This is a genomic window from Staphylococcus sp. FSL W8-1207 (genome assembly GCF_038003745.1).
In the GTDB taxonomy this organism is placed as follows: domain Bacteria; phylum Bacillota; class Bacilli; order Staphylococcales; family Staphylococcaceae; genus Staphylococcus; species Staphylococcus equorum.
This window is the reverse complement of sequence record NZ_JBBOPU010000001.1, coordinates 1,148,480-1,173,678: the sequence shown is the minus strand read 5'-3', so window position 1 is coordinate 1,173,678 and position 25,199 is coordinate 1,148,480. Positions and strand designations below refer to the sequence as shown.

Below are 25,199 nucleotides of genomic sequence, written 5' to 3'. Positions count from 1 at the left end.
AAAGCATAGCTTATATTTACAAATTGATTTTGTAATTGATATAATACATAAGGTTGAAAAAATATATTAATTGAGTTGCTCTTGAAAAGGAGCACCAATTTTAGTAAAATTCATTAGGATAGGAAAGTGGGTGAAACAATGGCAACTTGGTTAGCAATTTTATTAATCGTGTTAGCACTAATTCTAGGACTAGTCGGTGGATTTTTCCTTGCAAGAAAATATATGATGGATTATCTTAAAAAGAACCCACCAATTAACGAAGAGATGCTACGTATGATGATGATGCAAATGGGTCAAAAACCATCTCAAAAGAAAATAAATCAAATGATGACGATGATGAACAAAAATCAACAAGATCAAATGAAAAAAACAAAATAATGTTCTATAAAAGGTTCGAGCCAATAAGTGAATTGGTTTGAACCTTTATTTTTTAGCAATAAGGTTAATGTATTAAATCCTTAGACATATTAAATACTTTTCAAAGTGAAGGATAGTATTATAAAAGGTTTTAAGTCGCAAACTCTAGAGTATTCAATGAGTAAAATGTAAGTATTATATTTCAAATATTCAGAAAATATTTGATTGTGATATGATTTTTGTTATAATTGTATATATATAAGGGAGGTATCGATAAGTGAAGGATGCTTATGACATGGAAGACAGAGAAGTATTAGATCGTCTAGCTAATATGCACATTAACTTTCCGAACGATGAAGCTTTTAAGAAATATCATAATGCAATGCAAACTCATGATATGAATTATCTTAGATATACACTAAATGATGCATTATCAGCATGTGTTAATTCGCATGTGTAATAGAGCAAAAATGATAGAATAAACCTTTACCAAGGTTCATTCACATTGTCGACAAAGTCTTAACTACTTTGTTGGCATTTTTTATGGTGTATGTTTTAGATTTTTTAGTTTCACAAAGCTTTAGTCATAGCACTTCACTTTTCCCAAGAATAAAAAAGGAACAATAGTATAAATTTATATTCTTCGCATATATGTTAGTATAAGAAATTTATTATTTATAGAAGGAAAAGATATTGATAGTTGTTATTTACTTAATTTAAAAATGCTAATATATACTATGTAATGTTAGAAACGATAAAATAGGTGAAAACGAATTAAAAATACTGATTAATATTTTGTTAAGTGATATACTATCGAAAGTAAATATCATCTTATAGAAATTTAAAGAAGGTGTAAGTGTGTTATATTTAGTAATTTCTATAATTTTCGCTTTTATAATGGGACTAGGTGCTATCTTTGTGCGAATGAAAGCGCAAAATTTTCCAGTTAATGAAAAGAAAATTATATTACCGCCATTTTTTATGGCAACAGGTGCTTTAATGTATGTTGTTCCATATTTTAGATTAACTGGTCTTGAAATTGTAGAATGTATTATTTTAGGTATAGCGTTTTCTACAATTTTAATATGGACATCTAAATTTGAAACTCAGGGCAGTGAAATATATATGAAGCGCTCTAAAGCTTTTCCTATCATTCTTATTTCACTACTGTTAATACGTACATTACTTAAAATATTTATTAGCAATAAAATAGATCCAGGAGAAATTGGTGGCATGTTTTTCTTACTTGGTTTTTCAATGATTGTTCCTTGGCGCTTAGCAATGTTATATAAATATAAGAAGCTTAAAAGCACATTAATTCAATAGTTTGGGGAGGCTGGGGCATACATACATGTCTCAGCCTCAATTGTTTTATTAGCAGTAGTTGAAGAAAAGGAAAAACAGTTTAATACCATTATGTTTATACTTGTCTTAGTGGTAAAAATATTATATTATATAAATACGAACAAACGTTCTATTAGAGGTGTAAAAATGAAAGTAATACATACAGCCGATTGGCATTTAGGCAGAATTTTAAATGGTAAATCATTATTAGAAGACCAAGCATATGTTTTAAATCGTTTTATAGAAGCGATGGACAATGAACAACCGGATGTCATAGTAATTGCGGGTGATTTATATGATACGAGTTATCCGAATAAAGATGCCATCCAATTATTAGAAAGTACAATTGATACTTTGAATCTAGAGATGGGCATTCCGATTATTATGATAAGCGGTAATCATGATAGTAAAGAACGATTGAACTATGGTTCCAAGTGGTTTGAAAAGTCAAATTTATATATACGTACAAAACTTGAAGACATAAATATACCTATTTCAATTGGAAATGTAGATTTTTATACGCTACCGTTTGCAACAATTAATGAAACTCAACACTTTTTAAAAGATAATACGATAGAAACTTATCAACAAGCTTTAAGTAAATCTATTGAATATATGAGTAATAATATAAATAAGAATAATACCAATATTCTTATCGGTCACTTAACTGTACAAGGTGGTGTGCGTTCAGAATCAGAGAGACCTTTATCTATAGGAACAGTCGAATCTGTTGAAGCTGACTCGTTTCAACAGTTTGATAGAGTTATGCTGGGTCATCTACACCATCCGTTTAGCATAGATTCTGATTTTATAAGCTATAGTGGGTCAATACTTCAGTATTCTTTTTCTGAAGTGAATCAACCTAAAGGATATAGAATCATTGAAATTAAGGAAGATACAATCAAAGAGAAGTTCATACCGATTGCGCCTTTAAGACAATTAGAAGTTATAGAAGGCGATTACGAAGATGCGATACAAGAAAAATTAAAGGTAAAGGGTAAAGATAATTATTTACATTTCAAATTAAAGCATATGTCTCATGTCAGTGATCCAATGGTACATTTAAAACAAATTTATCCTAATACATTAGCACTTACAAACCAGACTTTTGATTTTAGCGCACATATTCATCAAGATAACTATGAAATTCAAAAATTAGATGATGAAACGATAATTGATAAATTCTATAAAAATATTACTGATGAAGAACTAACACAAACTCAAAGTAAAACTGTAGCTAAGGTGTTAAATGATTTACTAGAAGGAGGGTCTGAATAAATGAGACCTTTAACATTAAATTTAAATAATTTCGGACCTTTCTTAAAAGAAGTGATAGATTTTAATAACGTAAAAGATAATCAACTTTTTTTAATCAGTGGTAAAACTGGATCAGGTAAGACAATGGTTTTTGACGCAATTGTGTATGCGCTTTTTGGTGAAGCGTCTACTAAAGATAGAAAAGAGAGTGATTTAAGGAGTCATTTTGCAGATAGCAAGACTCCTATGACTGTAGAATTTGAATTTAAGCTAAGAGATCATATTTTTAAAATTGTGAGACAAGGCGCATTTATTAAAGAAGGTAATAAAAATAAAACACTAGGCCAGTTAGCCATATACCAATACGAAGACGATGAGTATAATCTCAGAGAGAGTAAAATAAATACGGGTAATCAATTTATCAGAGATTTATTAGGCGTAAACGCTGAGCAATTCAGACAACTTTTCATATTACCTCAAGGCGAATTTAAGCGATTTTTACTATCTAAAAGCTCAGAGAAGCAAGAAATTTTAAGAACACTTTTTAATAGTCAGCGTTTTGAAGAAATACAGAAACACTTGAGTAACGATGTAAAAGAAGTTAGAGAACAAATTGAAAAGAAATTCAATATATTAGAAAATAATTGGCATGACATTGAAACATTTGATGATGAAATATTAACTGAATATAAAACAATCAATGCTAGACAAACAAATCGAATTATGGAAGTATTACCTGAATTTAAAGAAAAAGCACGAAAAATACAACAGGAAATAAAAGAAAAAAAGAGTAAATATAAAGCTGAAGTGACTTCGGCAGAAAATAATTTAAATCATAATTTAAAACTTGAAGAAGCATTAACTCAGCTTGAAGAGAAACAACAGCAATATGAACAGTTACTTTTAAACGATGACGAAATCAAGAAGAAAATAAAACTATTAAATGAAATTTATGAAGTAAGACCGTTAGCCAATTTGCTAGAGTCTAAAGAAACGCTATCTTTAAAAAAAGAAAAATCAATAAAAGATATAGAAGAAAAACAAAACTCGATTAATACGCTCAAAGATAAGGAACATGAAAATAAAAAACAACTCGAAAAACATTTACAGACTTCGAATATATTAGAAGGTTTTAGAAAGTATGTAGAAAAATGTAAGTTGTTTTATGATAAAGCAAGTAAATATCGAGAGGCATATCATCAACGTGAAACAATAAATAAAGCTTACGAAACACTTGAAGAAAAGGTTAAAACACAAAAGCAACTACTGGATGATCTCGCTAAGAAGTTAAACCATCGTAAGAGTGATTATAAAAAAGTCGAATTGCTTAATTCACAAATTTTCAATTTAAATAATGAAATCAAAGAGTTAAAACAGAATGAACTCAAAAAAATTGAATTTGAAAGCTTACAAAACAGAAAAAAACAGAAGTTAAGAGATATAGAAAAATTTCACTTGCAGCTTCAACAATTAGATGACAAATATTCTAAAATAGACAAAACAAATATAGATTTAAACAATAAAAAGGATATTATTGCAAAAGTTCAATCAGCATTAAATTCAGGTGATATATGTCCAGTTTGTGGAAATGAAGTACATTCAATTGAGCAACATTTAGACTTTGATGAACTTACGGAAAGACATCAAGCGTTAACTGCAATAGAAGAACAACATAAAAATATAAAAGAGAAAAAGATAAAATGTGAAAGTGAATTGAACTATTTGAATGAACAAATAGAAAAATTTTCTCAAGAAGAGCTTAATAATACGAATTATCATGAACTTGAAAAGCGTATTGATCATAAATATGTTGAAAAAGAGAACTTAGAAAAAGAAAATGAAGAGATTAATCAATTAAAAGAGCAATTACAAAAAAACGAACAAAGTTATCATACGCTTGAATTAGATATGAAAAATAAGCAACATACTTTAAGAGAAAATGACATTGCTATAAATGACTTCGAATATAACACCGAATTTGATAATGTTGCTAAGTTTGTGAAAGTGTATGAAAGTAATTTAGAAAAGATAAAAGAATATGACGATGTTTGTTATAAATTAGAACAAAATATTCTAAATAGTAACCAACAACTGTCTATTGAAGAAAATAGTAAAGCATATTTAGAATCAAGCCTAAAAGAATTAAAAAATGAATTGGAAAATATGAATCTGAAGATAGATGAGGAAATGGGTAGAATTGGCTTCACAAAATTTGAGCAGGTGAAAGCAACGATAGTTAAAATAGCAGATAAAGATAAAATTGAAGCGGAGATTAATACTTACAATAAAGAGAAACAATCTTTGGAATTAGTTATTTCGCAACTCAGTGAGGAAACTAAAAATAAAAAACTCCAAGATAGCCAACATTTAAAAGAAATTCATCAACAAAAGCAACAAGTATTAGACGAGATAGCTACGGAATTAAGCCAACATGAATATAAGATTGATTTTAATCAGAAGAAAATCAATGAAATTAATACAATTATAGAAAAATTAGAAAAGGAATTGAAAGCACAGCAAGAAGTGTTTCAATTAGCGGAAATCTTGTCAGGTAAAAATGATCAAAAGTTAACTTTAGAAAACTATGTATTAATTTACTACTTGGAACGAATTCTTGCTCAAGCCAATCAACGTTTAGCATTGATGACAGGGCAACGCTATCAATTAACAAGAAGAGAACAAATATCACAGGGTTACAGTGGACTTGAAATAGACGTCTTTGATTCGCATTCGAATCAATCTCGACATATTTCATCATTATCTGGTGGAGAAACTTTCCAAGCATCATTAGCCTTAGCATTAGGACTTAGTGAAGTAGTTCAACAAGAATCTGGAGGAATTGCTTTAGATTCAATGTTTGTAGATGAAGGTTTCGGAACATTAGATCAAGAAACATTAGAAACAGCGTTAGATACATTACTGAGTTTGAAATCTACAGGGAGAATGGTAGGTATTATTTCTCACGTAAGTGAACTTAAGCAAAGAATACCGTTAATACTTGAAGTTAGTACAGAGCAATATCAAAGTACAACACAATTTAAAAGACAATAATTAAACAAACCAACCGATTGATTATATAACAATTGGTTGGTTTGTTTATATCATTTTTTATTGAAACACTTATTTTATAATAAAAAGCTAAATTAAGTTTACAGTTTTAAGATTATACGCAAAAATAGGCATAAAAAATACCAACGGAATCGATAGATTTTGTTGGTATTTAAAAGCAATAAACAGCAAATGTCTAAGGCTAGTTTGATTAATTTTTTTCACGTAGTAAATCGCGAATTTCTGTTAGTAATACAGTGTTTTCTTCGACTTCGTCTTCTTCAGGTTTCATTAATGTATTTGCAATTTTAACAAATATGAACAATGCAAAAGCGATGATAATGAAATCTATGATTGATTGTACGAACATACCATATTCGATACCCATAAACGTCCAACTTTTTGCAAAGTCAACAGTTCCGAAAATCAAACCAATTAGAGGCATGATAATGTATGCAACTAGTGCTGTAACAATTTTGTTGAAAGCTGCACCCATAACTACAGCTACTGCTAAATCTAAGACATTACCTTTTAATGCAAATTCTTTAAATTCCTTTAACATTATATAACACCTCTTAATTAAATATAAATTTTATTATACAATAAGTTTCAAATAAAGAGAATAGTTTTTTTAACTAAATTTGATATTAACTCGGGGGTTTGTTATTCTAAGACGTGGCGAAAGATAAAAATAGAAATTATTGTAATTTTTCTATTTAGGTTTTTTAAAAATTAAATAAGATGAGAAAGGGAGTTATTATTTATGAATTCTTCTAACAACCAACCTAGCGGTAAGAAGATATCTCCAGTTTTTATCTATAGTGCGATTATCGTAGCGATTGTAGTACTTATTGGTGCATTTCTACCAGAACAGTTTGACACTGTTACGAATACAATCAAACTATGGATAACGGACAAACTTGGATGGTATTATTTAATACTTACAACGCTCATTGTTTTCTTCTGTGTTTTCCTAATATTTAGTCCTATTGGTAAACTGAAACTAGGTAAACCAAATGACAAGCCAGAGTTTAATACGATTTCATGGTTTGCAATGTTATTTAGTGCTGGTATGGGGATTGGGCTTGTATTCTATGGTGCGGCTGAACCAATGGCTAACTTTGCTGCCCCACCAACTGCAGATCCAAAAACAACTGAAGCGTATACTGAAGGTTTACGCGCAACATTCTTCCACTGGGGATTCCACGCATGGGCGATTTATGGCGTAGTAGCATTAGCGCTTGCGTATGCTCAATTTAGAAAAGGTGAACCAGGACTTATTTCTAGAACTTTACGTCCTATCTTAGGCGATAAAGTAGAAGGTCCTATCGGGACAATGATTGATGTATTAGCAGTATTTGCTACTGTTGTAGGTGTGGCCGTATCACTTGGTATGGGTGCATTACAAATCAATGGTGGTTTGAATTACTTATTTGGCGTCCCAACTAATATATGGATACAAGGACTTATCATATTAGTTGTAACAATATTATTCCTTATGAGTGCTTGGTCTGGATTAAGTAAAGGTATCCAATATTTAAGTAACCTAAATATTAGTTTAGGTTTAATATTGATGGTAGCTGTACTAATTATTGGGCCAACAGTATTAATTTTAAATATGATGACAAGTTCAACAGGTAGTCTATTGAACACATTCTTATTTAATTCATTTGATACAGCAGCTTTAAACCCTCAAAAAAATGAATGGATGTCTAGTTGGACACTTTACTATTGGGGCTGGTGGTTAAGCTGGAGTCCATTCGTAGGTATATTTATTGCACGTGTATCTAAAGGACGTTCTATCCGCGAATTTATCGCAGGTGTGCTCTTAGTACCTGCATTAGTAAGTTTCGTTTGGTTCAGTGTATTTGGTGTACTAGGTATTGAAACTGGTAAGAAAAATCCTGAAATATTCGACATGACTGTAGAAACACAACTCTTTGCTGTATTTAACGAAATACCTATGGGCATTATATTATCAATAATTGCATTGGTATTAATTGCTTCATTCTTTATTACATCAGCTGACTCAGCGACATTTGTATTAGGAATGCAAACAACATATGGTTCATTAAATCCTTCGAATTACGTTAAAGTCACTTGGGGTATCGCACAGTCATTAATTGCTTTCGTATTATTATTTGCTGGTGGTGGTGATGGCGCACAAGCCCTGAATGCGATTCAGAGTGCCGCCATTATAAGTGCCTTACCGTTCTCCTTTGTAGTTATAATGATGATGGTTTCATTCTACAAAGATGCGAACAAAGAGCGTAAGTTCTTAGGCTTAACATTGGCACCTAACAAACATAGATTGCAAGATTATGTACAACATCAAGAAGACGATTATGAAGATGACATTATTGAAAGACGTAAACCATTAAGAGACAATGAAAAAAACGAAAAATAATGTGAATTAACTGGGGAATCCTAATGGATCCCCAGTTTTTTTGTGCGCAAAAAGATTAATTATTGAGTATGAGCGGCTAATGTTAAAGCATTTAATATAAATAAAAAATATAAGTAAATAGAACTATGTAAAATAGTAAAAAGAAATGTATATATAATTAAATATAGCTGATAATGATTCTCAATTGATAACATTAACTTATTACACAATCATAGCGTGATAAGTTATACTTATACATACTGATTGAAAAATCAAATCTAAATTATATAGGTTTCTAGTCTTATGTAGTTGTTTTAAGTTGCATTTAATTATACAATTCAGATAACGGCATATAATCAATATAAATTTCAAGGGGGATTTTTATGGCTTCTAATATCAAACAACAAGCGAAAAAATCGTTTGAGCTTAACGGAAAATCATATACGTTTTATGATTTAAACACGTTAGAAGAACAAGGTTTAACGAAAGTATCAAAATTACCGTACTCAATAAGAGTATTACTAGAGTCTGTTTTAAGACAAGAAGATGGCTTTGTAATCACTGATGAACACATCAAAGCATTATCTGATTTCACTAAAGGCACAGAAGGCGAAGTACCATTTAAACCTTCACGTGTTATTCTACAAGATTTCACAGGGGTTCCTGCTGTTGTAGACTTAGCATCATTACGTAAAGCAATGAATGATGTAGGTGGAGATTTGGATAAAATCAATCCAGAAGTACCAGTAGATTTAGTTATTGACCACTCGGTTCAAGTTGATAGTTATGCAAACCCAGATGCATTAGAACGTAATATGAAATTAGAGTTTGAAAGAAACTACGAACGTTATCAATTTTTAAATTGGGCTACTAAAGCATTTAACAACTACAGTGCAGTGCCACCAGCAACTGGTATCGTTCACCAAGTTAACTTAGAGTATTTAGCAAATGTTGTTCATGCTCGTGAAGTAGATGGTGAAACAGTAGCATTTCCTGACACATTAGTTGGTACGGACTCACATACGACAATGATTAATGGTCTTGGTGTATTAGGTTGGGGCGTAGGTGGTATCGAAGCTGAAGCCGGAATGCTTGGTCAACCTTCATACTTCCCAATTCCTGAAGTAATTGGTGTTAGATTATCTAACGCATTACCACAAGGTGCAACAGCTACAGATTTAGCTTTACGAGTGACTCAAGAGTTACGTAAACAAGGCGTAGTTGGCAAGTTTGTGGAATTCTTTGGTCCAGGTGTACAACATTTACCATTAGCAGACCGTGCAACAATCGCAAACATGGCTCCAGAATATGGTGCGACTTGTGGTTTCTTCCCAGTCGATGAAGAAGCATTAAAATATATGCGCTTAACAGGTCGTTCTGAGGATCAAATCCAACTTGTGAAAAAATATTTACAAGAAAACAGCATGTTCTTCACCGTAGAAGAAGACGAACCAGAATATACTAAAGTTGTTGAATTAGATTTATCAACTGTTGAAGCTTCATTAGCAGGACCAAAACGTCCTCAAGATTTAATTGCCTTAAGTGATATGAAATCTGAATTCCAAAAATCAGTTACTGCACCAGCAGGTAACCAAGGTCACGGATTTGATGAAAGCGAATTTGATAAAACTGTTGATATTGAATTTAAAGACGGTTCAAGTACAACAATGAAAACTGGTGACTTAGCTATTGCTGCGATTACATCATGTACAAACACTTCTAACCCATATGTAATGTTAGGTGCTGGACTTGTTGCTAAAAAAGCAGTTGAAAAAGGTTTAGAAGTTCCAGAATACGTTAAAACTTCATTAGCGCCTGGTTCAAAAGTTGTAACAGGTTATTTAAATGATTCAGGATTAAATGATTATCTTGATAAACTTGGATTCAATCTTGTAGGTTATGGTTGTACAACTTGTATTGGTAACTCTGGCCCATTACTAGAAGAAATTGAAAAAGCTATAGCAGAAGAAGATTTATTAGTTACATCTGTATTATCAGGTAACCGTAACTTTGAAGGACGTATCCATCCTTTAGTTAAAGGTAACTACTTAGCTTCACCACAATTAGTTGTTGCTTATGCTTTAGCAGGTACAGTAAATATCGATTTACAAAATGAACCTCTAGGGAAAGGCAAAGATGGCGAAGATGTATATCTAAAAGACATTTGGCCTACAATTAAAGAAGTTTCTGATACTGTAGATAATGTCGTTACACCTGAATTGTTCAAAGAAGAATATGCAACGGTATTCAACAATAATGAAATGTGGAACGAAATCGATGTTACAGATAAACCATTATATGATTTCGATTCTGAATCTACTTACATTCAAAACCCTTCATTCTTCCAAGGCTTATCTAAAGAGCCAGGAACAATTGAATCACTTAAGAACTTACGTGTTATGGGTAAATTTGGAGATTCAGTAACAACTGATCATATTTCGCCAGCAGGTGCTATTGGTAAAGACACACCAGCAGGTAAATACTTATTGGATCACGATGTTCCAATTCGTCAATTTAACTCATATGGTTCACGTCGTGGTAACCATGAAGTTATGGTCCGTGGTACTTTTGCTAATATTCGTATTAAAAACGAATTGGCTCCAGGTACAGAAGGCGGGTTCACAACATATTGGCCAACAGGTGAACAAATGCCAATATACGATGCAGCAATGAAATATAAAGAAGATGGCACTGGTTTAGTAGTATTAGCAGGTAATGACTACGGCATGGGTTCTTCACGTGACTGGGCAGCTAAAGGTACAAATCTATTAGGTGTTAAAACAGTTATTGCTCAAAGTTACGAACGTATTCACCGTTCAAACTTAGTTATGATGGGTGTATTACCTTTACAATTTAAAGACGGAGAGTCTTCAGAAAGTTTAGGCATCGATGGAACTGAAGTTATTTCAGTTGATATTGATGAAAATGTTAAACCTCATGATTTAGTTAAAGTGCAAGCTAAAAAAGAAAATGGTAAAGTCATTGAATTTGAAGCAGTTGCACGTTTTGATTCCAATGTGGAAATGGATTATTACCGTCATGGTGGTATCTTACAACTTGTACTAAGAAAAAAATTAGCTAGTAATTAATAACTTAAAGATTACACAGTAACTGTCTGATATATAAATTCACTTGTTTTAAGTTCTTATTCAAGAGCTTAAGCACTTGTATTTCTTTATCTAATCAGTCTTGTGGGGGTGGGAAAATGAGATCAAACGTTGATTTCTGTCCTGCTCCCTTTTTTATGTTAATATTTAATGTGTAATAATTGACTATGTGTATTTGAAAAGAGGACGTAAAATGATTTACAGTATGACAAAAATAGAATCACGTTATCAAGAGACTGACCAAATGGGAGTGATTTATCATGGTAATTATCCTACTTGGTTCGAAGTCGCACGTACAGATTATATCTCTAAATTAGGCTTCAGTTATAAAGACATGGAAGATGCGGGTATTATCTCACCTGTAACAGATATAGACATTAAATATATTAAATCTATCACTTATCCAGAAAAGGTAACAATTAAGACTTGGGTAGATAAATATTCTAGGTTGAGATATGTCTATCGTTATGAAATTTTTAATGAAGTAGGCGAGCTAGCGACTACAGGGTCTACTACTTTAACCTGTATTAAAAAAGAAGACTTTAAGCCTATTAGACTAGACAAGTATTTCCCAGAGTGGCACACAGCTTATCTTGATATTGATCAAAGAAATAAAGCAGGCGAAACGTTAGAGCTTGTATGAGGTGTTAAACTTAATAATGTTTTAGGTTAAGTATTAATGAAATGATACATGACAAGACAAATAAAAAAGGATGATTTCTATAGTATTTAATAGAAATCATCCTTTTTCTTATTTAACTTTAATGCTTTATCTCGAAACCTTGCTTAATTATACTAATAGTAAATCATTCGAATATAATAGTTTCAATACAATTGTGTAAGCAATATTTTATAGAAGAAAGATAATAATCAACACTATTGTACATTAACTTAAGTTCAAAATAATTTAACTATATATTATTTTGTAGTATATGAAATCTCGTCAACGCTATCATTTATATCGATGAATAAATTATCATCTTTGAAATACCATAAATCTTTTTCAGCGATTACAACGTCTAAACCTTCGTAATTGTTTTCGTAACCAATTTCAACTTCATCTTTTTTGTCTACGCTAAAGGCAGGGCTAAATCCTTGTTTTAACTGGAATTCTCCACCATAACGAACGAAAAATTGTAATACTTTGTCACCTTCGGGTAATTCAAGTTCCTCTTTAAACCAAGACACTGCATTATTTGAAAGTTCTATTTCCATAATAAAAGTCTCCTTTCGGTTCACAAGTGCTTAACTTATGATAGTTAGTCACTAATCTAAAAATTAGTATTATATACATTACCCGTTTTGAGTAATACTAAAGATATTATAGCATAAATTATTAGAAAATTATTTAAAAACAATTTAGACATATGTGAAATAGCGAAAATCTATGTTAAAGCGCTACATTAGTAGTATAATAGAAGTAATGATGTTTTAAAGTGATCGGAGAAATTACTTCTTCGTATGTGGATGTTAGGGGTCTTAAGCTAAAAATAAAAAGCTGGAGACAATGATGTCCTCTAGCTTTTTTTAATTACTTGATTGTTTACATAGTGACTTGTGTAATAGTTACATCCATTTTATTTTAGGTTCTTCACCTTTGAATATTCTTACAATATTAGAACGGTGTCTAATGATTAGTAATACAACCACACCGATGCTAACGATAACCAAGATGATGTCTCGAATGAGTACAGCACCAATAAGACAACAGATTGACGCAATAATACTTGAAAGCGAAACATATTTTGTTAACTTCAATATTATAAAGAAAATAGCTGCTAATATAATTAATAAGATAGGATTCATACCGAGTATAACGCCAGCACTTGTAGCAACGGCTTTACCGCCTTTGAATCCAAGGTAAACTGGATATACATGACCTAAAATTGCGAAAGCACCAACGATTAATCCATTTGTGAAAAATGAACTAATAGGACCTTCTGCACTGACAGGTAACCATAGTGGGAAGAAGACAACAATGAAACCTTTAAATATGTCTAAGAAAGTAACTAGGAATCCTGCTGGTTTACCTAATACTCTAAAGCTATTTGTCGCGCCAGTGTTGCCACTACCAAATTGTCTGATATCTTTTTTATAAAATAATTTCCCTATTACATAGCCACTTGGAAATGCACCAATGAGGTAACTTAGTATCAACATGATTATAATCATCATCATATATAATCCACATCCTTTAATGACATTAAAATTATTTTACCATATAAGACCATAATAAGACGAATAAAAATTTTCATATAGAAATGAATTATTTTTTGAAAATTGATTTGGTGCTTGCAATTTATCCAGATTTATATAAGAATAACTAATGTATAGTTTTAAAAACGAACATATGTTTGTAGGAGGGCGAAACGATTGGCAATGAATAAACAAAATAACTATTCGGATGATTCCATTCAGGTTCTTGAGGGGTTAGAGGCCGTAAGAAAAAGACCTGGTATGTATATTGGTTCTACCGATAAACGTGGATTACATCATCTAGTGTATGAAGTTGTCGATAATTCCGTCGATGAAGTATTAAACGGTTTTGGTAGTGAAATTATAGTAACTATCAATAAAGATGAAAGTATTACTATAGAAGATAATGGACGAGGCATGCCCACAGGTATCCACACATCAGGGAAGCCTACAGTTCAAGTCATTTTCACGGTACTTCACGCAGGCGGTAAGTTTGGACAAGGGGGATATAAGACTTCAGGTGGTTTACACGGCGTAGGTGCATCAGTTGTCAATGCGCTAAGTGAATGGTTAGAGGTTGAAATCTATAGAGATGGTACGATATATACCCAAAGTTTTAAAAATGGCGGTAAACCATCATCAGGACTTGAAAAACATGGTAAAACAAAAAGAACAGGTACGAAAGTAACGTTTAAACCGGATCCTGAAATTTTCAAAGCAGCAACTTCATTTAATTACGATATGTTAAGTGAAAGATTGCAAGAGTCGGCTTTTTTACTTAAAAGCCTAAAAATCACGCTTAGAGATTTAAGAGCTGGTAAAGAACGTGAAGATGTTTACCACTATGAAGATGGCATTAAAGAATTTGTGAGTTATGTTAATGAAGGCAAAGAAGTATTACACGAAGTCGCTAATTTTTCAGGTGAAGCGAATAAAATTGAAGTAGAAGTAGCATTTCAATACAACGATCAATATTCAGAAGGTATCTTGAGTTTCGTTAATAATGTACGTACTAAAGATGGCGGCACGCATGAAGTTGGATTTAAATCAGCTATGACTCGTGTGTTTAATGACTATGCACGACGTATTAACGAATTAAAAGAGAAAGACAAGAATCTAGATGGTAATGATATAAGAGAAGGACTTACAGCAATTATATCATTACGTATTCCGGAAGAATTACTTCAATTCGAGGGCCAAACCAAGTCTAAATTGGGTACTCCAGAAGCTAGAAGTGCAGTTGATTCTGTTGTGTCTGACAAATTGCCGTATTATTTAGAAGAAAAAGGGCAATTATCTAAATCTCTAGTGAAAAAAGCACTGAAAGCTCAACAAGCGAGAGAAGCAGCACGTAAAGCAAGAGAAGATGCACGCTCAGGCAAGAAAAACAAACGTAAAGATACATTGCTTTCAGGGAAGTTAACACCTGCACAAAGTAAAAATACTGAGAAGAAAGAAATATACCTAGTAGAGGGTGACTCAGCAGGTGGTTCTGCTAAATTAGGAAGAGATCGTAAGTATCAAGCTATATTACCGCTAAGAGGTAAAGTAATAAACACAGAGAAAGCTAAACTTGATGATATATTCAAAAATGAAGAAATCAACACAATTATCCATACAATTGGTGCAGGTGTCGGTAATGAATTTAAGATTGAAGATAGCAATTATAATCGAATCATTATCATGACAGATGCTGATACCGATGGCGCACATATCCAAGTATTGTTATTAACATTCTTCTTTAAGTATATGAAACCTTTAGTAGAAGCTGGAAGAGTATTTATTGCGCTACCTCCTTTATACAAATTAGAAAAAGGTAAAGGTGCTTCGAGAAAAATTGAGTATGCTTGGACTGACGAAGAATTAGAGCAATTACAAGATAAATTAGGTAAAGGCTTTACATTACAACGTTATAAAGGTCTGGGTGAAATGAACGCTGATCAATTGTGGGAAACAACAATGAATCCTGAAACGCGAACATTAATTAGAGTACAAATTGAAGATGAATTGCGTTCTTCTAAACGTGTTACAACGTTAATGGGTGATAAAGTAGCACCACGACGTGAATGGATTGAAAAAAATGTTGAATTTGGCTTACAACAAGAACAAAGTATTTTGGATAATAATGAAATTCAAATTCTAGAACAGGAAAACCCCGATGAGGAGGAAATAAATTGAGTGAAATAATTCAAGATTTATCGCTAGAAGATGTTATTGGCGATCGATTCGGTAGGTACAGTAAATACATCATTCAAGAACGTGCATTGCCAGACGTTCGTGATGGGCTCAAACCTGTTCAAAGACGTATTTTATATGCAATGTATTCAAGTGGAAATACGTATGATAGAAATTTCCGTAAAAGTGCTAAAACTGTCGGTGATGTCATTGGACAATATCATCCACATGGTGATTCCTCTGTATACGATGCAATGGTTCGACTGAGTCAAGAATGGAAATTACGCCATGTATTAATCGAAATGCAAGGGAACAATGGTAGTATTGATAATGATCCGGCTGCAGCTATGCGTTATACGGAAGCTAAATTAAGTCGTATCTCAGAAGAATTATTAAGAGATATTAATAAAGAAACAGTGCCATTTATGCCGAACTATGATGACACAACAATGGAGCCTATGGTATTACCAGCAAGGTTACCTCATTTATTGATTAATGGTAGTACCGGTATATCTGCAGGTTATGCAACAGATATACCACCGCATAACTTGGCAGAAGTAATACAAGCAACGCTTAAATATATTGACAATCCTGATATTACAGTGAGCCAGTTGATGAAATATATTAAAGGACCAGATTTTCCTACTGGTGGTATTATCCAAGGTATTGACGGTATCAAGAAAGCTTATGAAACAGGTAAAGGTAAAATTATTGTCCGTTCTAAAGTAGAATTAGAAGAACTAAGAAATGGCAGAAAAGAGCTTATCGTTACCGAAGTACCATATGAAGTGAATAAAAGTTCACTAGTTAAAAAAATGGATGAGTTACGTGCAGATAAAAAAGTAGACGGTATTGTTGAAGTACGTGATGAAACAGACCGAACTGGTTTACGTATAGCAATTGAATTGAAGAAAGACGTAAATAGTGAAGCGGTAGCGAACTTCTTATACAAAAATACTGATTTACAAGTTGCATATAACTTTAATATGGTTGCGATTAGTGATGGACGTCCTATACTTATGGGTATACGTCAATTTATTGACAGCTATATCAATCACCAAATTGATGTTGTGACGAAACGTACGCGCTATGAATTAAACCATGCTGAAAGTAGAATGCATATTGTAGAAGGTTTAATGAAGGCACTCTCTATTTTGGATGAGGTCATAAAACTCATTAGAAGTTCTAAAAACAAAAAAGATGCTAAAAATAATTTAGTAGCGGAATATGATTTTAGTGATGCTCAGGCTGAAGCAATTGTGACGTTGCAATTGTATCGACTTACAAATACAGATATTGTTGAACTTCAAAATGAACATGATGAATTGAAAAAGACTATCGAAGCTTTAAGAAATATCTTAGATAATCATGATGCCTTATTAAATGTTATTAAAGAAGAGTTAACTGAAATAAGAAATCGCTATAAACAAAAACGTTTGTCTTCAATTGAAGCGGAAATTACAGAAATCAAAATTGACAAAGAAGTTATGATACCAAGTGAAACTGTAATCATGAGTGTCACAAAACATGGTTATATCAAACGTACTTCTTTACGTAGTTTTAACGCAAGTGGCGCTGAAGAAGTTGGTGTCAAAGAAGGCGACGAGTTGTTGAAATATCAAGAAGTTAATACTTTAGATACAGCACTTGTATTTACTAATAAAGGACGTTACTTGTATATTCCAGTGCATAAATTATCAGAGATCAAATGGAAAGATTTAGGTCAACACGTATCGCAAATCGTACCTATTGATGAAGGTGAACATGTTATAGATGTCTTTTGTGAACGTGACTTTAAACCTGAAGCATTTTATGTTCTTGCTACACGTGATGGCATGATTAAGAAAAGTAATGTTTCTATGTTCAAAACTTCACGCTTTAATAAACCATTAGTATCAATGAAGTTAAAAACGGATGATGAAATTATTAATGTCATGCGCATAGAAGAGCCACAACTGATTACAGTACTTACACATAAAGGTATGTCATTAACATATAGTAGTGATGAACTTTCTGATACTGGTTTAAGAGCAGCTGGCGTTAAATCTATTAACTTAAAAGATGAGGATTATGCAGTGCTTACACAATTGATTTCTGAAAAGGATTCAATTCTAATGGCTACGCAAAGAGGTTCATTAAAACGTATAGGATTTAAAGTATTGCAAACAGCAAAACGTGCACAACGTGGACTTACATTGTTGAAGGAACTTAAGAAAGCACCACATCGTATTGTAGCTGCCGAAGTTGTCCAACCAGGACAAAAGCAATATACAATCTATTCAAATAAACAACAAGAAACTGGCGATATTAAAGATATTCATTTATCAGAACAATATACGAACGGTAGTTTTATAGTAGATATTAATGACTTTGGCGAAGTAGAAAGTTTAGTTGTTAAATAATATAAATTGAAAAAACTGTTAGTAAATACAACTATATAGTGATAAAATACCTTTTAGGTGCAATAAAAAATAAAACCAAGAGATTTATAGTGGAGCAAGACATGATAGTGCAAGGCTTTTAGCTTAACACTGTTAAACTTTCGCTCACTTTCATGTGCACATATGCATTTTGATTATTAATATGTACATGAAATAACTATAAATCTCTTGATTTTGCTATAAAATTCAAATTATATAGATGAGAGGGATTAAATTGAGTAATTTTGATAGTTTAATTCCAGATTGGTTCAAAACTTTTGTTCAAGTCGGGAATGATTTAATCTGGTCGCAATACCTAATTGGGCTACTAATAACAGCAGGTTTATACTTTACTATTAGTTCTAAATTTGTTCAATTAAGATGGATTCCAGAAATGTTTCGTGCCATTGGCGAAAAACCCGAAACACTAGATAGTGGTAAGAAAGGTATCTCACCATTCCAAGCTTTTGCAATAAGCGCGGGATCTCGTGTGGGTACTGGTAATATCGCAGGTGTGGCTACTGCAATTGTTTTAGGTGGACCAGGCGCTGTGTTCTGGATGTGGGTTATCGCTTTGATTGGTGCGGCAAGTGCTTTTATAGAAGCTACTTTAGCGCAGGTATATAAAGTGCCTGATGAAGATGGGGGTTTCCGTGGGGGACCAGCTTATTACATAACTAAAGGTTTAAATCAAAAATGGCTAGGTATTTTATTTGCCATATTAATTACAGTGACATTTGCATTTGTGTTTAATACTGTGCAATCTAATACAATCGCTGAATCATTAAAAACACAATATAGCATAAGCCCTGTTGTAACCGGTATTATTTTAGCAGTACTAACAGGTATTATTATTTTTGGTGGTGTCCGTAGTATTGCTAAAATATCATCAGTCATCGTACCATTTATGGCAGTCATATATATTGGTCTCGTATTTGTTATTCTGATTATCAATTATGATCAAATTATTCCGATGATTACTACGATTGTTACGAGCGCCTTTGGATTTGAACAGGCGACTGGTGGTGCAGTTGGTGCAGCAATTTTACAAGGTATTAAACGTGGTTTGTTCTCCAATGAAGCAGGTATGGGTTCTGCGCCTAATGCTGCCGCAACAGCAGCCGTTCCTCACCCTGTAAAACAAGGTTTAATTCAATCGTTAGGTGTATTCTTTGATACAATGCTTGTTTGTACAGCAACTGCGATTATGATTTTATTGTATACAGGATTAGAATTTGGTGAAAATGCAGCTCAAGGCGTTGCAGTAACACAATCTGCACTTAATGAACATTTAGGTAGTGCTGGTGGTATTTTCTTAACAGTAGCAATATCATTATTTGCCTTTTCATCTGTGGTAGGAAACTATTACTATGGACAATCGAATATTGAATTTTTATCAAAAAACAAAACATTATTATTTATTTTTAGATGTTTAGTTGTTGTACTTGTATTCGTGGGTGCAGTAATTAAAACGGAAACCGTTTGGGGTACAGCCGATGTATTTATGGGCTTAATGGCGATCGTCAACTTAGTGGCAATTATAGGATTATCTAATATTGCGTTTGCAGTTATGAATGATTACCAACGTCAACGTAAAGCAGGCAAAAAACCTATCTTTAAACCAGAAGAATTAGAAATTAATTTATTTGGCATTGAAAGCTGGGGCATGAAAAAGAAATAATGATATAAAGTGAGTAACTATGTATTTTCTATAAAATGAAAATACATAGTTTTTTATGTACGCCGATTGTAAAATTAAGCTAGACACATAAGAAAAGCCACTCGTGATACACTCAAAATGAATTTCCAACCAAAGAAATCATAGGAGTGATCACGAATGACCTACACCCATCTTAGCACGGATGAATTGATAATAATAGAAGCCTATTTCCATCAAAATAGCTCTGTCACAAAGATTTCAAGACAGATGGGCCGGGCCCGTCAAACAGTGCACAATGTGGTGACTTTTCTGAAAGACGGGCACACGGCACTGGATTATTACAAGCGCTATAAGCAGAACAAGAAACGCTGTGGTAGAAAACAGACTGTACTACCCGCCGATCAACATCTCTATGTTGAAGAAAAAGTCGCTCAGGGCTGGACCCCCGATGTGATTACTGGTCGCGAGGAACACCCAATTAATTGTTCGGGACGGACACTGTACCGGCTATTCAAACGTCAGCAGTTTGATATTTCTACACTGCCGATGAAAGGCAAGCGAAAACCAAACGGTCATAAGGAACGCCGGGGCAGACAGACATTCAAACGGAACATTTCTGAAAGAGAGACGGATTATCCGGCATTCAACGAAGAATTTGGTCATCTTGAAGGCGACACGATTGTCGGTGTCCACCATAAAAGTGCCATCATTACATTGGTTGAACGCCTGTCAAAAGCCATCATCACGCTAAAACCCGAAGGCAGAACAGCGAAGGATATCGAAACCACGCTCAACACATGGTGTCATCAGGTGCCCAGAAACCTGTTCAAATCCATTACATTCGATTGTGGCAAAGAATTCTCGAATTGGCGGTCAATCAGTAATCAGAATGATCTTTCCATCTATTTCGCTGATCCGGGCACCCCTTCCCAGCGCGGGTTGAATGAACATTCCAATGGGTTATTGCGGACAGATGGATTGCCTAAGGGGATGGATTTCAATCAGGTGGACCAGCGGTTTGTTTCCTCCGTCTCTACCAGAAGGAACCATATCCCCAGAAAGTCATTGAATTATCAAACCCCGTTGGAAGTATTTATGAGTTACATGGATGTAGGTAAACTGTCTAGCTTATTTTGACAAACGAAGGTAATAATACTATAAAATTAATAGAAAAGCGCTTTACTACTTTCATTTTTCTATTTTTCACTATATAATGCTTATTGACATAATAAGAAGGATGAGTGACATGAGTTCTTACCTTATTACAAAGGTTTTAAATAACAATGTAATTATTTGTACTAATGAAATGCAAGAATATGTATTAATTGCAAAAGGCATTGGTTTTAATAAAAAGATTGGAATGACATTACATGAAAACCAATCCATTGAAAAATTATATATATTAGATCAAAAATCACAACAAGATCATTATAAAACATTGGTTGAATTAGCTGATGATAACTTGATACAAGCCGTGATCGACGCAGTAAATATTATTACCAATTCGGTAATGAAAATAGATAATCAAAAATTGGTTGTATCGTTAACAGATCACATTATTTTTGCTTATAAGCGTATGAAACAAAACCAATTAATTAATAATCCATTCGTAATGGAAACAAAGCAATTATATGGTGAGGCATATGAAATAGCAGAAAAAGTAATTGAACGATTAAACCATGTTTTAGAAGTGAATTTTCCAGAAGATGAGATTGGTTTTATCGCATTACATATTGCTTCTAATACTGATACAGTGTCCATACGTGAGATGGAAAAGATAAATGAATTAATTAATAAAAGTATCTTTATTTTAGAGCATGATTTGAAACATACAATAGATAAAGAAACAGTTCAATATCAACGGTTTATTAGACACATTCAATTTTTAATCAGAAGATTAAATAAAGGAGAAGTATTACAAAAAACAAGTGCGTTTGAAGAATTATTAAAAACGCAGTATCCTTTGTGTTTTAATATCGCCTTGAAAATAATGAAAATGTTGCAACAAGAACTGAATGTTACTGTATATGAGGCAGAGGTCATTTATTTAACATTACATGTTTATCATTTTATGGTTGATAAGCCGTCAGATCAAACATAATTTAATTAATTACGAAATCGAACAATGATATAAACTTATGTATTAAACTTATTATATGACCCAGTTAATACTGCTAATAACACCTAGTCATTTCAAATGACTAGGTGTTATTTTTAAAACTCACAAACTAAATTAAAGAATTTTGTTATTTTAATTTATAATTTAGATAAAAAGTAATTTTACTTTTTAAAAAGGTTGAAATGTAAAGAGTGTTTAGACAATATTAAATAACATATAATAATGTATTAAGATTTAAAATTTCAGCGCAACAAGGTTTACAGCTTATGATGAACATTATAGACTTAGTCTTCAGGTTAATTATGAGTAGGGGGCTACAGTTACGTGAAGTATTATGATGAAGTGCCTATTATAAGAGCAGTAGCGGCTATGTTAGTTGTAGCAATTCATACAGTCAATAGTATTGGTTATTCAGCTTCAACAGGCGAATTTACTTCTGACGCTTTAGGATATATCAATCAAATGGCAAGATTAGGGACGCCTATATTTGCTGTTATTAGTGCTTTTTTATTGACTATATCAGTTATTAATAGAGGATTTAGTTTAAATTACTTTATGAAATCTAGATTTAGTAAAATCTTTATCCCTTACATAATTTGGACGATTTTTTATTTGTTATATAGAGAATATTTTTTACATAACCTTGAGGACGACGGTAAGTTAATTAACTATTTCGTTTATGGTAAAGCTAATTTTCATTTATACTTTATTTTGACTGTCATTCAATTTTATTTTCTTTTTCCATTTGTGCATAAATTTAAAAAAGGTTGGCCAATCATATCGGTTTTCATTTTAGCGACCATTGTCAACGTTGTTTGGATCATCATTCAGCCAATTTCATTGGGTGGCGGAGGCGTCGAACGCTTTGTTAATGATAAACTGTTTATTTTGAATTGGATTTCATTCTTTATGCTAGGTATTGTATATGCTAAATATTATAATGAAATAAAAGAATTGATATTTAAGTATAAGACGCTGCTTTCTATAATTATTGCAATATTATTTATAGATTTACTTATCAGTATTGATTTAGAAAATCTCAATAGTTCAATCACAATTTCGAACATCATTTATATTCCTTTCTTTATCGTTTTTCTTAATTACATGTATGAGCATGTTAAGAAAAATAAAGTTGTATTAAATACGTTAACTGTAATTGGTAACTATTCAATGGGGATTTACTTAGTCCATTATGTTGCCATACAGTTTGTGAAAAGATTACCAATTGTAGAGAACATAGCACCACAAAGTAAATTGGTGAGCGTCTTTATTGCAGCAGTTGCACTATCAGTATTATTAGTATACTTAATTGGCAAATTACCTTATGGCAATTATATCGTTCCGATTCCCAAAAAGAAGACTAATAAAAATAAAGTTATTACCGAAGAACCAGTTCGTGAAAATGAACCTACTTTAAATTAATAATTTAGTGCTTTCGCATTATTATAGAATCTATTAACGTCTAGGCAAACCAAGCAAATCATCATGTTTGGTTTGTTCTTTTTTATTAAAAGATGTAGTAGTACAAAAATAATGAAAGTAATGTTGTCTTTTATTTATGTGTATAATTTCTCGAAAAGATTCTTACAATATATAATGTGGTAAAATATATGTTTGGAAGATGACGAATGTGTTAATATTAATATTAGTAAATAAATCGACAACACATTAACATATTTTACGTTCGTAGTTTTGTACTACATTTTGTATCATTTTAATGTGAAATTATAATTTAGAATCAAATTAAGGTATGGTGAGTATATGTCGAATGAAGAAAATATAAAGCAAGAAAAAAAGAGTGGAAAAGATAAATTGAAACTGAGTTTTCCAGAAACCCGCTTCATGAAGTTTTTAGGCGGTAAAGATTTACTTTTTGGTTTGTTGATTTTAATATTAGTAGGTTTCTCAATTTTTATATTTGATCAAGTTTCTTACATTTTCAAACCATTTATTATCGTATTTAATACGCTTGCAGCACCTATCATTGTTTCAATTATTCTCTATTATTTATTTAACCCGGTAGTTAATTTAATGGAACGATATAATATTCCAAGAGTTTGGGGCGTTATCATTTTATTCCTACTCATCGTTGGTGTAATATCATTGGCAATTAATCTACTTATCCCAGTGATTGGGTCTCAATTCAAAAGTTTTGGTAATAATTTCCCATACTATGTCGATAAAGTGAATCAATTTATTGATAGTCTTACTAAATTTTCTGTGATATCTAATTTCTATACGCAGATTCAAGATCAACTTGATACTTTAGCCAAAAAATTACCAAGTATGGTTTCTGATTATTTTAATGGTTTTGGATCTAAAGTTAAGAATTTTGCTGAAGCATTAGTCAATGTTGGTGTAGTAATTGCAACAACACCATTTGTATTATTCTTTATGTTAAAAGATGGTTATCGTTTTAAAGATTTTTCTACAAAATTAATGCCACCAAAATTCAGAAAAGATTTTCATGATTTATTAGACAAAATGAGTGTTCAAGTAGGTTCTTATATCCAAGGACAAATTGTTGTTTCGTTCTGTATTGGTATTCTATTATTTATTGGTTATAGTATTATCGGATTAGATTATAGTTTAATCTTAGCATCTATTGCAGCTGTAACGAGTGTAGTACCTTATATTGGTCCTACGATTGCTATTTCACCTGCAATTATCATTGCATTAATTACTTCGCCAATTATGTTATTGAAATTAATTGTCGTGTGGACGGCTGTACAATTTATTGAAGGGCACTTTATTTCACCGAATGTAATGGGTAAAACACTGAAAATACATCCACTAACAATTATTTTCATCTTGTTAAGTGCGGGTAACTTACTCGGTGTAGTTGGTGTTATTTTAGGTATACCAGCTTACGCTATTTTGAAAGTGCTTATTTCACACTTATATTCTATGTATAAACGTAGATATAATAAATATTATGGTCAAGATGCAGGTGAGTATCAAACTTCATCAGAAGAAGAAATTCGTTAATATTAACGTATCTTCAATTAGATTGCACAGTAGCTATCGGATATCTAAATGAAGTTGTTTCAGTCCTTGTATTACTTTTTCGGGTCAGTCTTATAGAGCGGTGATAGGAAATCAAAATCTGATTTCCTATCACCGCTCCTTT

18 protein-coding genes are annotated in these 25,199 nt (G+C 32.2%); 15 read left to right on the top strand and 3 right to left on the bottom strand.

The window, feature by feature from the left end; all coding sequences use genetic code 11:
- Window positions 1-138: 138 nt before the first annotated feature.
- From NSR03_RS05850 to sbcC, 5 genes are all read left to right on the top strand, one after another.
- Complete coding sequence (locus tag NSR03_RS05850) at window positions 139-378, top strand: YneF family protein (RefSeq protein ID WP_021338794.1); 240 nt, start codon at window positions 139-141, stop codon at window positions 376-378.
- A 256-nt stretch (window positions 379-634) separates the two neighbouring features.
- Complete coding sequence (locus NSR03_RS05845; protein ID WP_002507700.1) at window positions 635-817, top strand: hypothetical protein; 183 nt, start codon at window positions 635-637, stop codon at window positions 815-817.
- Between the two features lie 398 nt (window positions 818-1,215).
- Window positions 1,216-1,683 (top strand): CcdC family protein, encoded by a 468-nt coding sequence (locus tag NSR03_RS05840; RefSeq protein ID WP_002507699.1) that lies wholly within the window; start codon window positions 1,216-1,218, stop codon window positions 1,681-1,683.
- Between the two features lie 165 nt (window positions 1,684-1,848).
- Window positions 1,849-2,979: an exonuclease subunit SbcD gene (gene sbcD, locus NSR03_RS05835; protein WP_069801470.1), complete on the top strand. Its 1,131-nt coding sequence runs from the start codon at window positions 1,849-1,851 to the stop codon at window positions 2,977-2,979.
- The gene (gene sbcC, locus NSR03_RS05830; protein ID WP_069820824.1) at window positions 2,980-6,009 is read left to right on the top strand and encodes an exonuclease subunit SbcC; all 3,030 of its coding nucleotides are present in this window, start codon (window positions 2,980-2,982) and stop codon (window positions 6,007-6,009) included. It abuts the gene before it with no gap.
- A gap of 208 nt (window positions 6,010-6,217) precedes the next feature.
- Here the strand turns inward: sbcC and mscL are convergent, their stop codons facing one another.
- On the bottom strand, window positions 6,218-6,568 hold the full coding sequence (mscL, locus tag NSR03_RS05825) for a large conductance mechanosensitive channel protein MscL (RefSeq protein WP_002507696.1): 351 nt from the start codon (window positions 6,566-6,568) through the stop codon (window positions 6,218-6,220).
- A gap of 201 nt (window positions 6,569-6,769) precedes the next feature.
- Between mscL and NSR03_RS05820 the strand changes: the two genes are divergently transcribed.
- The 3 genes from NSR03_RS05820 to menI all read left to right on the top strand — a co-directional run bounded on the left by NSR03_RS05820 (window position 6,770) and on the right by menI (window position 12,142).
- Window positions 6,770-8,413: a glycine betaine uptake BCCT transporter gene (locus NSR03_RS05820; RefSeq protein ID WP_021338796.1), complete on the top strand. Its 1,644-nt coding sequence runs from the start codon at window positions 6,770-6,772 to the stop codon at window positions 8,411-8,413.
- Window positions 8,414-8,775: 362 nt separating this feature from the next.
- Window positions 8,776-11,481 (top strand): aconitate hydratase AcnA, encoded by a 2,706-nt coding sequence (acnA, locus tag NSR03_RS05815; RefSeq protein WP_021338797.1) that lies wholly within the window; start codon window positions 8,776-8,778, stop codon window positions 11,479-11,481.
- A 211-nt stretch (window positions 11,482-11,692) separates the two neighbouring features.
- On the top strand, window positions 11,693-12,142 hold the full coding sequence (gene menI, locus NSR03_RS05810) for a 1,4-dihydroxy-2-naphthoyl-CoA hydrolase MenI (RefSeq protein ID WP_002507693.1): 450 nt from the start codon (window positions 11,693-11,695) through the stop codon (window positions 12,140-12,142).
- Between the two features lie 275 nt (window positions 12,143-12,417).
- On the opposite strand, the gene NSR03_RS05805 is transcribed toward menI, so the two are convergent.
- Together NSR03_RS05805 and plsY are read right to left on the bottom strand one after the other, a co-directional pair.
- On the bottom strand, window positions 12,418-12,714 hold the full coding sequence (locus NSR03_RS05805) for a HesB/YadR/YfhF family protein (RefSeq protein ID WP_002507692.1): 297 nt from the start codon (window positions 12,712-12,714) through the stop codon (window positions 12,418-12,420).
- Between the two features lie 351 nt (window positions 12,715-13,065).
- Entirely contained in the window at window positions 13,066-13,674 is a 609-nt protein-coding gene (gene plsY / locus NSR03_RS05800) for a glycerol-3-phosphate 1-O-acyltransferase PlsY (RefSeq protein ID WP_031265905.1), read from the bottom strand.
- A gap of 204 nt (window positions 13,675-13,878) precedes the next feature.
- On the opposite strand from plsY, the gene parE reads away from it, so the two are divergent.
- From parE to NSR03_RS05765, 7 genes are all read left to right on the top strand, one after another.
- Window positions 13,879-15,873 carry a DNA topoisomerase IV subunit B gene (gene parE, locus NSR03_RS05795; protein ID WP_031265907.1) on the top strand — a complete coding sequence of 665 codons (1,995 nt, stop codon included), beginning with the start codon at window positions 13,879-13,881 and terminating at the stop codon, window positions 15,871-15,873.
- The gene (gene parC / locus NSR03_RS05790; protein ID WP_021338799.1) at window positions 15,870-18,272 is read left to right on the top strand and encodes a DNA topoisomerase IV subunit A; all 2,403 of its coding nucleotides are present in this window, start codon (window positions 15,870-15,872) and stop codon (window positions 18,270-18,272) included. Before parE ends, parC begins: the two co-directional genes overlap by 4 nt.
- Window positions 18,273-18,525: 253 nt before the next feature.
- A complete protein-coding gene (locus tag NSR03_RS05785) occupies window positions 18,526-19,971 on the top strand; it encodes an alanine/glycine:cation symporter family protein (protein WP_002507688.1) in 1,446 nt (481 codons plus the stop codon).
- Window positions 19,972-20,127: 156 nt separating this feature from the next.
- Window positions 20,128-21,087 (top strand): IS30 family transposase, encoded by a 960-nt coding sequence (locus tag NSR03_RS05780; RefSeq protein ID WP_040762886.1) that lies wholly within the window; start codon window positions 20,128-20,130, stop codon window positions 21,085-21,087.
- A gap of 109 nt (window positions 21,088-21,196) precedes the next feature.
- Window positions 21,197-22,051 (top strand): glucose PTS transporter transcription antiterminator GlcT, encoded by an 855-nt coding sequence (gene glcT, locus NSR03_RS05775; RefSeq protein ID WP_069801474.1) that lies wholly within the window; start codon window positions 21,197-21,199, stop codon window positions 22,049-22,051.
- A gap of 342 nt (window positions 22,052-22,393) precedes the next feature.
- Window positions 22,394-23,491 carry an acyltransferase family protein gene (locus tag NSR03_RS05770; RefSeq protein ID WP_021338801.1) on the top strand — a complete coding sequence of 366 codons (1,098 nt, stop codon included), beginning with the start codon at window positions 22,394-22,396 and terminating at the stop codon, window positions 23,489-23,491.
- Between the two features lie 339 nt (window positions 23,492-23,830).
- Window positions 23,831-25,057 (top strand): AI-2E family transporter, encoded by a 1,227-nt coding sequence (locus tag NSR03_RS05765; protein ID WP_002507685.1) that lies wholly within the window; start codon window positions 23,831-23,833, stop codon window positions 25,055-25,057.
- Window positions 25,058-25,199: the final 142 nt, after the last annotated feature.